Raw genomic sequence first — 14,547 nt, forward strand, 5'->3', positions numbered from 1 at the left:
GGCGACATTAGCGCCGCCACAAGCCCTGCGAAAGCCAAAGGGGACACGGAATGTCAAGGGGCTTGGCCCGGCAATGGCAGGACACCCGCGCCGTCTGCGGGCGCGGCTGGGATCAGCTGCGCCACAAGGCGCCGGGACAGGTCACCTTCTGGCTGATCGCGCTGGTCGTCGGCGTCGCCTCGGGCTTTGCCGCCATCCTTTTCCGCTTCGCGATCAACCGCTTGCAGGCCGCGCTTTATGGCGTCGAAGACGTCAACACACTGGCCAGCTTTGCCCAGACCCTGCCCTGGATCTGGGTGCTGGTGATCCCGGTCTGCGGCGGGCTCGCGGTCGGGCTCATCGTGCAGTTCTTTACCCCGGACGGGCGCGTGCGCTCGGTCTCGGACGTGATCGAGGGCGCGGCGCTGAATGACGGACGGGTGGAAAAAAAGGCAGGGATCGCCTCTGCGTTGTGTTCCTGGATCACCCTCTCCACCGGCGGTTCCACCGGCCGCGAGGGGCCGGTCGTGCATATCGCCGCGATGATCGCCTCCTGGGTGTCGAACCTGCTGCGGGTCGACGGCATCACCGGGCGCGACCTGCTGGGCTGCGCGGTGGCCGCCGCGGTCTCGGCAAGCTTCAACGCCCCCATCGCCGGCGCGCTCTTCGGGCTGGAGGTGGTGCTGCGCCATTTCGCCCTGCATGCCTTCGCCCCCATCGTGGTGGCAAGCGCCGCCGGCACGGTGATCAACCGGCTGGCCTTTGGCGATGTCACCGAGTTCATCCTGCCCGGCACCACCACGGTGGAGTTCTATCTCGAACTGCCCGCCTTTTTCCTGATGGGGCTGGTCTGCGGGCTGGTGGCGGTGCTGATGATGCAGGCGATCTTCTGGTCGGAAAACATCGGCAACCGCATCCAGAGGTGGCTGGGCCTGCCGCACTGGCTGCGCCCCGCCGTGGCCGGGCTGCTGCTCGGCGTCGTCGCGATCCGCTTTCCGCATATCATCGGCGTCGGATACGAGACCACCTCGCGCGCGCTCACCGGCACGCTGCTTCTGAGCCAGGCGATGGCCTTTGCCGCCGTCAAGGTGGCGGCGGTCTCGGTCACCATGGCGGGGCGCATGGGCGGCGGGGTGTTCTCGCCCTCGCTGATGGTCGGCGCGCTGACCGGGCTGGCCTTTGCCCATATCGCCACCGGGATCTTTCCCGATCAGAGCTCGGCCTTCACCCTCTATGCGCTGGCCGGCATGGGCGCGGTGGCGGCCTCGGTGCTGGGGGCGCCGATCTCGACCACGCTGATCGTCTTCGAGCTGACCGGCGACTGGCAGACCGGGCTCGCGGTGATGGTCTCGGTGTCGATGTCCACGGCGGTGGCCTCGCGGCTGGTCGACCGCAGCTTCTTTCTCACCCAGCTCGAACGCCGCAACGTGCATCTGGCGGCGGGGCCGCAGGCCTATCTGCTGGCGATGTTCCGGGTGGCGGGCGTCATGCGCAAGCCCGACGATCCCGGCGCCGCCGACGAGGAGGCCTGCCTGCGGATGATCGACCAGGGGCTCTACGTGCAGGTCACGGCGACGCTGGAGACCGCGCTGCCGCGCTTCGAGAAATCCGGCGTGGCCTTCCTGCCGGTGGTGGTGCTGGAGGGCGAGGAGCAGACGCCGCTCCTTCAGGGCGCGCTGTTCCATGTGGATGCGCTCAAGGCCTATAACCGCGCGCTGGCGGCGACGGCGGCGGAAGAGCATTCCTAGCCCGCCAGCACCTTGCGGAACCGTGCCAGCACGATGGCCAGCGCCACGCAGGCCATGACCGCCATCGCCAGCAGATCGCCGGCCACCAGATCGACCCCGCCGCCGCGATAGAGCACGGTCTGCGAAAACGCCACGAAATGCGGCGAGGGGCTGAAGATCTGCATCACCAGACGCAGCCAGCCGGGCATGGATTCCAGCGGCGTGATGCCCCCCGACAGCATGAAGATCACGATGATCACCGGGATCACCAGCAGCCCGAACTGGCCCATATTGCTGGTAAAGCTCGCCATCAGCAGCCCGAGGCTGGCAATCGCCACCACATAGATCCCCGCCCCCAGCACATAGAGCCCGAGCGAGCCCGCCACCGGCACGCCCATGACCCCCTCGACCACCAGCACCAGGCTGAGCACCGAGCCCAGCAGGATCACCGCGCCGGTGGCGAGAATCTTGGAGAGCACGATCTCCACCGGGCGGATCGGCATCACCAGCACATGCTCGATGGTGCCGTGCTCGCGCTCGCGGATCAGCGACGAGCCCGACAGGATCAGCGTCAGGATGGTGACATTGTTCATGAGCTGCATCACCGAGGCGAACCAGCTCGCGGTGAAATTCGGGTTGAACCTCGTGCGGAAGACCACATCCACCAGCTCGGCGCCGCTCGCGCCCGGGCTCAGGTAATCGGTCAGCTCCTGCGCCACCGTGCGCTGGAGGAACGATGCGCCATTGCCCGCCTGCGCCACCGCCGTGGCATCGACCAGAACCTGAAGCGTCGCCGCCTCGCCGGCGCGCAGGTTGCGCTCGAATTCCGGCGGGATCGACAGCACCAGCACATACTCTCCGGCGGTCTGCGCCCTGGCCGCCTCCTCGGGCGAGAGCGGCACCGGCGCCGCAAAGAGCGGCGGCTGGATGGCATCGGTCAGGCGCCGCGAGAGCTGCGAATGATCCTCGTCCACCACCGCGACGGAGAGGTCGCGCACCTCGGTCGAGGCGGCATTGGTCACCATGACGATGGCCACCGAGAAGACATAGACCATCAGCACCAGCATCACCGTGTCGCGACGGATCGCGCGCAGCTCCTTGAGCGTCAGGCGGAGGGTGTTGAACAGCGCCTGCATCCTCACGCCTCCTGCTTTCTCAGGGCCAGCACCGCGACCAGCAGATAGGCCAGCCCGAACCCGGCGAGGATCAGCCCGTTCATCGCCACATCCGGCCAGCCGAAGCCCTTGACGAAGGTGCCCACGGTCACCGGCTGATACCAGCCGCCGGGAAAGCCCAAGCCAAAGATCCGCCCGGTCTCGCTCATCGACGAGACCGGCACGATCAGGCCGGAGAAATTCACCGTGGGGATGATCGCCAGCACCGCCGTGGCAAACACCGCCGAGACCTGCGTGCGGGTGAAGGTGGAGATGAGCTGACCGAAGCCGGTCGTCGCCAGCACATAGACCACCGTGATCGCCGCAAGCGCGCCGAGGCTGCCGCTGAACGGCACCTGGAACAGCCAGCGCCCCATCGCCGCGAGGATCCAGAAGCTGACCCAGGCCAGCGCGACGTAAGGAAGCTGCTTGCCGACCAGGAATTCCGCCCGCCGCACCGGGGTCGAGCGGAAATTGGCGATGGTGCCGGTCTCCTTCTCGCGCACCACGCTCACCGCCGACATGATCGCCGGGATCAGCATCAGGATCAGCATCAGCAGCGAGGGCACCATGGCATTGGCGCTGCGGAAGGCCTGATTGAAGAGATAGCGCGTCTCGATCTCCAGCGGCACGCCGCCGGCGCTGCCGGTCTCGGCGGCCTGACGGGCGGCGTAGGCGTCGAGCACGCCCATGGCATAGCCGCGCGTGGTCTCGGCGCGGAACGGCATGGCGCCGTCGATCCAGATCGAGACCTCGGGCACCGCGCCCCGGTGCAGATCGTGGCCATAGCCCTCGGGGATCTCCAGCGCCACGGTCAGATCGCCGCGCTCCATCCGGTCGTTGAGCGCCTCGAGCGAGGCAAAGGGCGGCCCTTCGCGGAACTGCCGGATCGACGCGAATTCGTCGATCAGTGCCCGGCTCTCCGGGCTGTGATCCTGATCGTTGACCGCAAAGCTCAGCTCGTCCACATCGAAGGAGATGCCGTAGCCCATGGTCAGCAGCAGCAGCACAGGGCCCACCAGCGCAAAGAACAGGCGGATCGGATCGCGCGCCAGCTCCAGCGTCTCGCGCCAGCTATAGGCCCAGAGCCGCGTCAGTGCCTGCCGCAGCGCGCCGCGCTTCGCCGGCGTCGCCTCATAGACCGGTGCCGCCGCGTGATCGTCGCGGCCCATCTCCTCTTCCAGCGCGTCGATAAAGGCGTCTTCCAGCGTCTCGGCGCCGCGCCGCGCGACGATCTCGTCGGGGGCGCCCATCTCCAGCACCTTGCCCGCATGCATCAGCGAAATGCGGTCGCAGCGCTCGGCCTCGTTCATGAAATGGGTGGTGATGAAGATCGTCACCCCGTCTTCGCGCGAGAGCCGGATCAGCCGGCGCCAGAACGCATCCCGCGCCAGCGGATCGACGCCCGAGGTCGGCTCGTCGAGGATCAGGATGCGCGGATTGTGGATCACCGCCACCGCGAGCTGCAAGCGCTGTTTCTGGCCGAGCGGCAGCCCGTCGGGCAGTTCGTCGGCCTCGTCGCGCAGCTCATAGGCGTCGAGCACCTCCTCCACCCGCGCGCTCCGGCGCTCGGCGGGAATGCCGTAAAGCTCCGCGTGCAGCGTCAGGTTCTGGCGCACGGTCAGCTCGGTATAGAGCGAAAAGCTCTGCGACATGTAGCCGATGCGCAGCCGGCTCTGCATGTCCGAGGCCTTCAGTTCCTCGCCAAAGAGCCGCGTCGTGCCCTCGCTGGGCTCCAGAAGCCCGGTGAGCATCTTCATCGTGGTGGATTTGCCGCAGCCGTTGGAGCCGAGAAAGCCAAAGATCTCGCCTTCGGGAATGGTGAACCCGACATTGTCGACGGCGGTGAAATCGCCGAACCGCTTGGTCAGCCCCTGCGCCTCGATGGCGGGCACCTCGCCGTCCCGCGCCTCGCGCGGCGGCAGCACCACGGGGCTGTGATCGGCGCCCTCGGGGAGCAGGTGCAAAAAGGCCTCTTCCAGCGTCTCGGTGCCGCTCTGCTCATGCAGCGCGGCGGGGCTGCCCTCGGCAATCACCCGGCCCGCATCCATCGCCGCCAGCCAGTCGAACCGCTCCGCCTCTTCCATATAGGCGGTGGCGACGATCACGCTCATGCCCGGCATATGGCCGCGGATCCGGTCGATCAGATCCCAGAACTGCCGCCGCGACAGCGGATCGACACCGGTGGTGGGCTCATCGAGGATCAGCAGGTCGGGGTCGTGAATGAGCGCCGAGCAGAGGCTGAGCTTCTGCTTCATCCCGCCCGAGAGCTTGCCCGCCGGACGGTCCGGGAACGGCGCGAGCCCGGTGGCCTCCAGCAGCATCTCGATCCGGGCGGCGCGCTCGTCGGCGGGCTGGCCGAAGAGGCGCCCGAAGAAATCGAGATTCTCGCGCACCGTCAGCGTGGTCGAGAGGTTCCGCCCCAGCCCCTGCGGCATATAGGCGACGCGCGGCGCCACCCGCACGCGGGCCGAAGCCTGCGCCATGTCCTCGCCGAGCGTGGTGACACCGCCCTCCTGAAGCCTGCGCACGCCGGCGACCAGCCCCAGCAGGGTCGATTTGCCCACCCCGTCCGGGCCGATCAGCCCGGCCATGCAGCCGGCGGGGATCTTCAGCGACACCGAATCCAGCGCCGTGGTGGCGCCGTAGCGATGGCTGACGCCGTCCAGCTCCGCGACGAATGCCATGGGCTTACTCCGGCACGTTGACCGCCAGATCCTCGGGCCACTCCGCCCCCGGCTCCGCGCGCACAAAGCCCAGGCCCCGCACCCCGGATTTCACCCGGTTCTCGAATTTCTCCAGCAGGTCGCGGGGGATGGTCAGCTTGACGCGGAACACCAGCTCCTCGCGCTCCTTCGCCGTCTCGACGCTTTTCGGCGTGAACTGCGCCTGCGGCGAGATGAAGGTGACCCGCGCCGGAATCACGTATTGCGGGACCGGATCGAGGATCAGCCGCGCCTCGTCATTGGCGGCGAGGGTGCCGACCACCGGCGCCGGCAGGTAGAGGTTCATATAGACATCGGCCAGATCGAGCATGGTCATCACCGGCGCGCCGGCCGAGATCACCTCACCCGGCTCGCGCAGCCGGTAGAGCACCCGACCCCGGATCGGCGCGCGGATGGTGAGATCGTCGAGCGCGATCTTGAGCCGCTCGACCTCGGCCTCGCCGGCGGCGATCTGCGCGTCGGAATTGCTGACCTGCGCCTTGGCCGAGGCCAGCGAGGCCTTGGCCGAGTTGAGCGCGTTGGTGGCATCGTCGAGCGCGCTCTGGCTGGCATGGCCGTCGGTGTGAAGCTGGGTGACCCGATCGAAATTCGTCTGCGCCACATCCAGGGCGCTTTGCGCCTGCATGACGCTGGCCTCGGCCACCTGCTTGCCCGCCTGTGCCTGCATCACCGCCGCCTGCGCCGCCAGAAGCTGCGCCTGGGTGTCGCGGTCGTCGAGCTGTGCCAGCACCGTGCCGGCCTCGACGACATCGCCCTCATCGGCCAGAACCTCGGTCACGCGCCCGGCATATTTCGTCGCCACGTCAACGCTTTGCGCCTCAATCCTGCCATTGGAGCTGGCGATGCCCTCATAGCGGTCCTCACCGCTAAAGCGCGCCAGCAGCGCCTCGAATTTGGTTTCAGCCATGGCGGCGGGCGCGGGTATCAGGGCAAGGGGTGCTGCGGCAAGCGCGAGAGAGAGGAAAAAGCGGCTCGAACGGATCACTTGCGGGGCCTCCTTGTGGATGTGTCGGGCAGACTCGGCACTGTACGGCGCAGTTTAGTTTCATACGCGGGAGACACCAGAGCCCGAGACCGAAGAGCGCAAAAAATGCCGAGATGACGCAGGCGCGGGCGCGGGCGCCTTTCCCTGGGCCAGAGACCTCAGATCATCCACTACATTATCGATTTAAAATAATATATTACAGATCAATCCTGATGCAGTAAACGAGCCATCCACCGATGTGCCTCCTCACGCAATGCTCCAAATCGAAAAGCCCCGCCACAGCAGCTGCGGCGGGGCGTCTTGCGCCGATTCAGCCGATCCGCTCGACCCGCGCGGGCAGGCCCTGGCGCACGGCGGTGCCCGAGACCGGATCCACCCAGACGCCGGCCTTCTCGCGCGTCGGGTCCATCATGCCCAGATCGTTGAGCAGCACCCCTGCGGCAAGTCGCGGGTCGGCGGGCGTTGTTTGGCCGTCGATGGTGATGTCCTCGGCGCCAAAGCCGCGATGGCCAAAGCCGTGCTCGATCGCCACCGTGCCCGGCGCCAACCCATCGCGCACCACCGCGACGCTGTCGAGCTGCCCGCCCGGCGTGGTGAGCCGCACCATATCGCCCGTCGCGATGCCGCGCGGCTCGGCCACGTCGCGCCCGATCATCACCGGGTTGGCGGCAACGATCCTGAGCAGCGCCTTCGCCCCCACCGAATAGGAGTTCTGGAGCGGCGATTTGAAGCTTACCAGCTTCACCGGCCAGTCGGCATCGGGGTAATGCTCCGCCACCCTGGAGCCGTCGGCGAACTCGGGCACCCGCCAGCAGGCGGTGCCGGGCATGCGCTTGCCGGTCGAGGCGCGGCGGAAGCTGCCCACCGCCTCGTTCCAGATCTGCATCGGCGCGGCAAAGGCATGGGTGGCGCGCTCGCCGGTATAGGTCTGTTCGATATTCTCGTAGCGCCCGCCCTTGGCATAGATCGTCGCGGCCTTGCGCCATTCCCCGGGTTTCAGCACCGCCTCCAGATCGGCGCGGATGCGCGAGACACCGGAGAGTTCGATATCGTCATCGCTGGCATCGCCCACCGGAGCGCCGAGCAGCGCCACATTGGCCGCGCCGCGCAGATACCAGTCCTCGGCGCGATTGAGCGGGTGCAGGTTGCCCTCGGCGTCCGGGATCGCCGCCTCGCCGAAGCCCGGCAGCCCCATACGCTTGGCGGTGGCGATGAGGAAACTCTCCAGCCCCACACGCTGCCCTTCGGCGTTCTGCGCCATGCGCGGCTCGATCACCGGCCAGCGCGCCGTGGTCGCCTTGGTCGCCACCCCGCCCCAGGGCTTGGTGAACCCCCAGGTCTCGTACATCACCGAATCCGGCACGATGTAGTCGGCGATGGCCGAGCTTTCGTTGATGAAGGGATCGACCGAGATGATCAGCGGCACCACCGCCGGATCCTTCAGCCTATCCATCACATGGGCGATGCCGGGAATGCCGTAGACCGGGTTGGTGTTGCGGAAAATCAGCGCCTCGGCGTGGTATGGGTAGCCATTGACCAGCGAGCTGATCCACTCCGTGGCAAGCCCCGGCGCCTGCGGATACCAGGGCCCCTCCGCCGGATAGGGCCTGCCCGCCGCCTGCTTGGCCCTGAACTCGGCGGTCTTCTCATATGGCGCGTTGCGCCCATAAGGCAGCCCCCTGGCCGTCACCGCGCCGGGGAAGCTCGCAAGATCGTAGGCCGGCCCCTTGGTCTCGGGGAAGCCGCCGCCTGCGATCATCGTGCCGCCCTTCCAGTTCAGGTTCCCGATCAGCGTGTTGAGCATTGTGAGCGCCCAGGCGTTATAAAAGCCCGAACCGTTCATCATGCCGCCATGGCTGTTCACCGCCGCCTTGCGCCCGTGCGAGGTGAACTCACGGGCGAGCCCGGCGATGGTCTCGGCGGGGATGCCGCAATCCTGCGCATAGGCGTCGAGGCTCTGCGCCATGGCCTCCTCGCGCAGCAGCGTCAGCGCGGTCTTGACCGCCACCGGGCCGCCCGCCGTCCCGGCCACGCCGTCGAAAAGGAGCGGCGCGGCCGAGTCTCCGGCAGGGACGGGGCCGGAGTCCGACGCCACCATATAGGGGTCGGCGTCGGTATAGGGCTCACCCGCGACAGCGAGCCCGATGTCAGAGCCGCGCAGCATGCGGCCAAAGCGTTTATGCCCGTCCTCGACCACCACCAGATGGGTGGCATTGGTCCAGTTGGCCTCTCCCGCCGCGTCGGCGGCGGCCTGCGAGGGCTGGGCGAGATAGGCCGCGTTGATCCGGTCGTTCTCGAACATCCAGCGCATCATGCCCATGGCGAGCGCCCCGTCCGTGCCCGGCTTGATCGGCAGCCAGCGCGCGCGGTTGCCCGAGGGCGCGTTCTGCGCATTGTTCAGCACCGGATCGACCACCACATATGTCAGCTTGCCGGTGGCGCGGGCCTGGGCGACCAGCGCGCCCACCCGCTTGAACGGGTTGCCGGCATTGCCCGGCGCGGTGCCGGCGAAGATGATGAACTCGGCCTCCGAGAAATCCGGCTTGGCATGCGGCATCTTCTTCACATCGCCAAAGAGCGCGCCGGAGCCCGAGCGATACGCCCCGCCGCAATAGGAACCGTGCCGGGTGAAGTTGTTCGATCCGAAGCTCTGCTTGAGCCAGCGCAGGGCGAAATTGTCCCGCCCGTCATCGACGCAATTCATCCAGACCAGACGGTTGGCGCGCGGCCCGTATTCCGGCGCGCCCTCGACGGCGGGGGTCTCCAGATTGCGGATCTCGCGCAGCCCGGCCACCCGGCCCTCGCCGAAGAGGTCGCCGCCCTCGACCACCTCTTCGACCAGCTGCTCGAAGCTGATGGTCTGCCATTCGCCCGAACCGCGCGGCCCGACCCGCTTCATCGGTTTCAGCACCCGGCGCGGGTTGGTCACCTGTTGCAGCACCGCATTGCCGCGCCCGCAGGCGGTGGAGCGGTTGGTCAGCCCCTGCCCCGCGCCGGTCTGCGCCATCGCTCTGAAGCTGTCGCGCACCGAGGTCTCGTAGGGGATGAACGGATCGGTGCTCATCGGCGAATAGGGGTTGCCCGCGACGCGCAGCACCTCGTTGCGGGTCTTGTCGACCCTGACGCGCACACCGCACATGGTCGTGCAGCCGATGCACATGGTGTAGCTCAGCGCCTGGTCGGGATTCAGCGCCAGATCGCCGGTCTCCGGGTCGATGCGGTATTCCGGGTCGGGCGCGTTGCCGGCCAGCGCCTTGTCGGGCCGCTCGCCCGACCAGTGGCCTTTGGCGAGCTTCTTCAGCGTGTCGGCATAGCCCACACCGAAGGTGGCGAGCGCACCGGTGGCGGCGGCGCCTTTCAGGATGTTGCGGCGGGTGGACATGGCTGTCTCTCCTCAATGCGAGGTTGCGGGACGGGCGGGAACTGCGCCATCGGCGGGCGCGCTTGCCTCGGTCCAGGGAATGAAGGTGGTGTAGGCGATGAGCAGGAAGAGCCAGAGCCCGAAGGTGCCGATCACCCCCATGAGCCCGTCGAGCCCCGCAGGCAGCAGCGCGTCATAGAGGCCGGAGCCCACTTTCGGCACCGCCTGCCCGCCCATGAAGACGGTCCAGCGGAACATCCAGGCGGCGTGTATGGCGATGAGCCCGGTCACCCAGCCGGTGCGCGACGGCGAGACCAGCGCCAGCACGAAGGGCACGGCGACCGAGACGGCGCCCCAGAGCGCGATCTTCTGCCAGACCGGGAAACCCGCGACCGAGGCCAGCGCCTCGCTGTGCCGGGGCGAGAGCCCCGAGAGCGCCAGCGCGAACCAGGCCGCCCCCAGCACCGCAACCACCCCGAGTGCTAGAGCCAGCGCCCGGTTGAGCCGCGCCTCGAGCGCCGGCTCGCGGCAGAGCACCCGCTCCAGCACCAGCATCAGCCCGAGCGCGCCGACAAAGCCGGTGGCGGCGAATTGCAGCGGCAGGAAGGGCGTGTTCCAGAGCGGACGGGCGCGCACCACATAGACCTCGGCACCGGTATAGATCAGCACCAGCAGCGCAGCCGCGCCCGCAGCGATGCCTAAGGGCCTCACAAAACCGTTGGACGCACCCCCCAGCGACAGCCAGCGGAAGAGCCAGTTGAACCGCCAGCTTTCCTGCCCCAGCGCGTAAAGCCCCGGACGATGCACCGCCCAGGCGAAGGCCACGATCAGCCCCACATAGGAGGGCACGAACCAGGCGCCCCAGGCCATCCAGGAGCTGCTGTTGGTGTAGAGAAAGAATTCCCAGAACCGCCCTGGCTGATGCAGATCGGCCAGCAGCGCGATGGGCGCGGTGATGCCGGTGGTCACCGCCACCATGAGCGCCAGCCTTGCGCGCGGCAGCGCCGCGACGCGCCCCAGCGCCAGCCCCGGCAGCGCCATCAGCAGCGCCGTGGCCGAGAGCGCGATGAGGAAGAAATACTGCACCGCCCAGGGCAGCCAGGCGGCCTCGTGCACGGCACCGACAAGTTCATGGATCTGCATCACGCATCCTCCCCTTGGGGCTGGGGCTCGGCACCGAGCCCGTGGGCTTGGGGCTCAGTGGTCAGCGGCGGACGATAGGCGGCCTCCCCGGCCACGCGCCCGTCGAGCACCGCGTCGAGCCCGATGTAATAGACATTGGGATTGGTGTGCATCTCGGGGCGCAGCACCGAGACCTCGTTCTCGCGCAGCATCCGCGACACTTCGCTCTCGGGGTCGTCGAGATCGCCAAAATTGCGCGCGCCGCCGACGCAGGTCTCCACGCAGGCGGGCAAGAGCCCGGCGCTGGTGCGGTGGAAACAGAAGGTGCATTTGTCGGCGGTCTGCGTCTCGTGGTTGATGAACCGCGCGTCATAGGGGCAGGCCTGCACGCAATAAGCGCAGCCCACGCATTTCGTGTTGTCCACCACCACCTCGCCGGTCTCCAGCTTGAAGGTCGCCTCGACCGGGCAGACCGGCACGCAGGGCGGATCGTCGCAATGGTTGCAGAGGCGCGGCAGCATGACCATGGCCGGATCGCCGCCCTCCTTCAGCACCTCGTAGACGCTGACATGGGTGCGGAAACTGTCCTCCGGCACGTCGTTTTCCATGATGCAGGCGACGGTGCAGGCCTGGCAGCCGATGCATTTGCGCAGATCGACCACCATGCCCCAATGCGGAATGTGCGGTTTGTCGGTAGCGGCTTGCGCGGACTGGCCGGCGCCCGCCATGGAGGCGGCGGCACCGATGGTCACCCGCCCCATCGCACCCAGAAAGCCGCGGCGGTTCGTGTCCATAAAGCTGATCCTCTTCGGGTTCCTGTCTGTCCCCCAGACTACGCCCGCGCGGGCTTGGCCGGTATTGGAGGAAACCCGGAGGGGTTAGGGGTTAACCCTTAGGGGGGTGAACGGCCCAGAGCCGACATTCGCTAGGACCGAGCGCCGCACTGCGGCAGTCCTCGAAGTTGACATTCATGCTTAGCGCGGCAACCTACCGCCAGCCCAGATCGATCAGTCGTCCTTCGTCCAGCCCGCCTGCCCCTCGCAAAACTCGCACCCGGTGTGGTAGCTGAATTCCAGATCACCGCCCCCGATCTGTCGTTCGTTGCACCAATCGCATTGGGGCGCTGAATCCTCAGAATAGAGGCATTCGGTGCAAACAAACGTCTCGCCGTGTTGAACCACGCTTCCAAGACTGGAACACTGGGCGCAGTTGATCTGCGGTTCAAATTCTGACGGATCAGAAAATTCCGTATCTAAGGCATCGGCCACGTCTTCAGGTGTTACCTCGTACCCGCATTTTTCGCACGCCATACCCGAGACGTTGTGTCCGTCGATGTGCAGTATTTCACCGCATTCGTTCGGGCAAGATATTTCGATATAAGCCTCACCCAAGCCGCAGACCGTGCACTGCTGTTCAAAAAGAACGTCCGAAACTTCGGTCACGGCTGCCGCATCGAATCCACAGCCAGAACAGGTTTTGAAGGCGGTCCCCACCTTTTTCGCTGCGTCTATTTTGGGTTTCATCCGGTCGAACGCCACCTGCAAGTAAGCACGAAGCCGTTTCATCCGCCAAGTAACAGTGGCGATCTCATCTTTGAAATCATCGAACTGGTCATCCCAATCCGAAAGCAGGCGTTCAAGATGGAACCAACACAAGCATAGTTCCTTGACGATCTCTTCAGTAAGCGCGTCGTCAGCCTTTTTCTTTCCTGCTTCGTGGAAAAAATGGATCATGCGATTTCGGTGCGCTGCGATCTTGCCAAATTGAGTAACAGCGTCCTGCGGAATGTTTTCGCCACAAGCATTTTTCAGCCGCTTGATCGCATCCACTTGCGTCACGGTCTTTGCTTTACCTGACATGAAGTCTTCCACTGACACATCCGAAGTCCGCTCGACTACAAGGGTCCAATGCTCCCGCATCAGCCGCGCCTTCAGGATCAGTTCAACCGCCGTGGCAAAGTGGATCACAGAGTATTTCGGGTGGGTCTTGATCTCTTTCACCGACCGTTCGAGGAAATCAAAAGCGCTTTCGGAAAGATGGCGCAATGCTGAGTTCAATTTCTTCTTTGACACTGTTCGCTCCGATCAAGTCTTCGCAGGTTCACATACTGCGCCCTGATCTACTGCTCTCAATGCGCCGTCGTAACGGTGCCTGAAGCATCCCGTCCTGCTGTTCATGCCAGGTCCTATATGGGCTGAGAGGCACTAGGGTCTTGCTTTTCGCCTGACGTTCTACTGGGCGCTCGTATCTTTATCGGGTTCGCAAAGGGATATCAGAAAGAACAACCTTGGCAGTTGCGTCTTCTACGCCCATCTCCGCAAGAATGTCTACAAATGCCTTATAGCTCACGTATGGAAATTGGGTAGGGCCAACGATGATCCGATCTAGTAAGGAGGGGATATCGGCTCCGTGCAGCCCATTCTCTGGATCATCGGAAAGACGTAGCTTGAAGATTTTTTGCGGAATGCCACCCAGAACGACAGTTTCTTCTGTCATCCCCGGACTCAGTCGCTCTGTTGGGCGATAGAACAAGCGCCACTCTTTTTCTTCCCCAAAACCCGGATGCTTCGTCGCGATCGCGAACCGAAAAAGCATTTGATGAATGTATGCAACAAGCGTCTCCTGCCCCAATCCATTCAAGTAAGTACGATTGATGAGAATGGCATCTGTGATTTTGGACAGGTAGACCGACAAGTCGTGTTCGGAAAGATAGAGCACAGGAATAGAGAAAACAGCTAACAGGTCGGTGATTGCCATCATTGGTGTGTTGTTGACGACCAAAGCAGTGTCTCCGTACGCCCTCCACATTGAAAGCCTGCCTTGCCGATCTTCCTCTGGATTGTGAACGGATACACACGCAATATAAGTTTCAAGTTTCCAGTCGTGTTCCCATCCGGCAATAAGTTCTTCGGCTTTTTCGATTGTGCCGGGATAAATATCCTCGACCGCAGTCCGAAACCTTGCGCCCTCTGGCCCGGAGAAAACTGAACGGATCAATCCAAGCCCGTAAGAGACCTCAGAATAGTCATTCATGACTGTCACGTTTCTGAACCACAGCTCTTGGTTGCGAAGAACCTTCATCGCTGTGTCAGCAGATGTGTAGTAAACGAACCTCTTGTTTTCGCTAACCACTGCTAAGGTTTCTTCGATCAACCCCGGTTGAAATATCTGATTGAACTTGATCGTCGCCTCATCAAAATCCATCGCTAAGCTTTCATCGATAGTGCTACATTCTGAACAAATACTCACATCGAAGCATACAGAACTTCTTGCAGGGACGCCACGCGAACTGAATCATCAGTAGCCATGTAAATTGAACAGCAGTTTTGCCTGAATACGAGACGTTCACGCAGCCCGCAGCGAACGACCGCTTCCCGCCGATTCCGTGGAAAAACACTCGTTCGCGAGCGCAGAATATCGAGGTCTGAAAGGGGCGCGAGCGCCTTTCCTGTCAGGCGTTTCGCGATTGCTGCGGTGCGGGAAGGATCTTGGC

10 protein-coding genes are annotated in these 14,547 nt (G+C 64.9%); 1 reads left to right on the forward strand and 9 read right to left on the reverse strand.

All coding sequences use genetic code 11. The features are described from left to right. Positions 1-50 precede the first annotated feature (50 nt). Positions 51-1,727 carry a chloride channel protein gene (locus I6N89_RS05015; RefSeq protein ID WP_207017111.1) on the forward strand — a complete coding sequence of 559 codons (1,677 nt, stop codon included), beginning with the start codon at positions 51-53 and terminating at the stop codon, positions 1,725-1,727. Here the strand turns inward: I6N89_RS05015 and I6N89_RS05020 are convergent. The 9 genes from I6N89_RS05020 to I6N89_RS05060 form a co-directional block, all read right to left on the reverse strand. Continuing rightward, positions 1,724-2,842: an ABC transporter permease gene (locus I6N89_RS05020; RefSeq protein WP_207017112.1), complete on the reverse strand. Its 1,119-nt coding sequence runs from the start codon at positions 2,840-2,842 to the stop codon at positions 1,724-1,726. The two genes, I6N89_RS05015 and I6N89_RS05020, sit on opposite strands and share 4 nt — an antisense overlap. 2 nt (positions 2,843-2,844) lie before the next feature. Continuing rightward, a complete protein-coding gene (gene rbbA, locus I6N89_RS05025; protein ID WP_207017113.1) occupies positions 2,845-5,547 on the reverse strand; it encodes a ribosome-associated ATPase/putative transporter RbbA in 2,703 nt (900 codons plus the stop codon). A 4-nt stretch (positions 5,548-5,551) separates the two neighbouring features. Next, on the reverse strand, positions 5,552-6,571 hold the full coding sequence (locus tag I6N89_RS05030; protein WP_328805842.1) for an HlyD family secretion protein: 1,020 nt from the start codon (positions 6,569-6,571) through the stop codon (positions 5,552-5,554). A gap of 310 nt (positions 6,572-6,881) precedes the next feature. Continuing rightward, on the reverse strand, positions 6,882-9,953 hold the full coding sequence (locus I6N89_RS05035) for a molybdopterin dinucleotide binding domain-containing protein (protein WP_207017114.1): 3,072 nt from the start codon (positions 9,951-9,953) through the stop codon (positions 6,882-6,884). A 12-nt stretch (positions 9,954-9,965) separates the two neighbouring features. Continuing rightward, positions 9,966-11,075, reverse strand: coding sequence for an NrfD/PsrC family molybdoenzyme membrane anchor subunit (gene nrfD, locus I6N89_RS05040; RefSeq protein ID WP_207017115.1), 1,110 nt, complete (start codon positions 11,073-11,075; stop codon positions 9,966-9,968). Beyond that, positions 11,075-11,848: a sulfate reduction electron transfer complex DsrMKJOP subunit DsrO gene (gene dsrO, locus I6N89_RS05045; protein WP_236016433.1), complete on the reverse strand. Its 774-nt coding sequence runs from the start codon at positions 11,846-11,848 to the stop codon at positions 11,075-11,077. The genes nrfD and dsrO overlap by 1 nt, the downstream gene beginning before the upstream one ends. Before the next feature lie 213 nt (positions 11,849-12,061). Continuing rightward, a complete protein-coding gene (locus I6N89_RS05050) occupies positions 12,062-13,126 on the reverse strand; it encodes a hypothetical protein (RefSeq protein ID WP_207017116.1) in 1,065 nt (354 codons plus the stop codon). A 178-nt stretch (positions 13,127-13,304) separates the two neighbouring features. Next, complete coding sequence (locus I6N89_RS05055) at positions 13,305-14,258, reverse strand: DUF2971 domain-containing protein (RefSeq protein WP_207017117.1); 954 nt, start codon at positions 14,256-14,258, stop codon at positions 13,305-13,307. Positions 14,259-14,299: 41 nt separating this feature from the next. Continuing rightward, a partial coding sequence (locus tag I6N89_RS05060; RefSeq protein WP_207017118.1) for a hypothetical protein occupies positions 14,300-14,547 on the reverse strand: 248 nt, incomplete at its 5' end.

Source organism: Salipiger abyssi, assembly GCF_017311415.1.
GTDB classification, from domain to species: domain Bacteria; phylum Pseudomonadota; class Alphaproteobacteria; order Rhodobacterales; family Rhodobacteraceae; genus Salipiger; species Salipiger abyssi_A.

Excerpts from the sequence above, each read along its gene's own strand:
- I6N89_RS05015 (WP_207017111.1), top strand. The coding sequence starts at position 51 with ATGTCAAGGGGCTTGGCCCGGCAATGGCAGGACACCCGCGCCGTCTGC.
- I6N89_RS05020 (WP_207017112.1), bottom strand. The coding sequence starts at position 2,842 with ATGCAGGCGCTGTTCAACACCCTCCGCCTGACGCTCAAGGAGCTGCGC.
- rbbA (WP_207017113.1), bottom strand. The coding sequence starts at position 5,547 with ATGGCATTCGTCGCGGAGCTGGACGGCGTCAGCCATCGCTACGGCGCC.
- I6N89_RS05035 (WP_207017114.1), bottom strand. The coding sequence starts at position 9,953 with ATGTCCACCCGCCGCAACATCCTGAAAGGCGCCGCCGCCACCGGTGCG.
- nrfD (WP_207017115.1), bottom strand. The coding sequence starts at position 11,075 with ATGCAGATCCATGAACTTGTCGGTGCCGTGCACGAGGCCGCCTGGCTG.
- dsrO (WP_236016433.1), bottom strand. The coding sequence starts at position 11,848 with ATGGACACGAACCGCCGCGGCTTTCTGGGTGCGATGGGGCGGGTGACC.
- I6N89_RS05055 (WP_207017117.1), bottom strand. The coding sequence starts at position 14,258 with ATGGATTTTGATGAGGCGACGATCAAGTTCAATCAGATATTTCAACCG.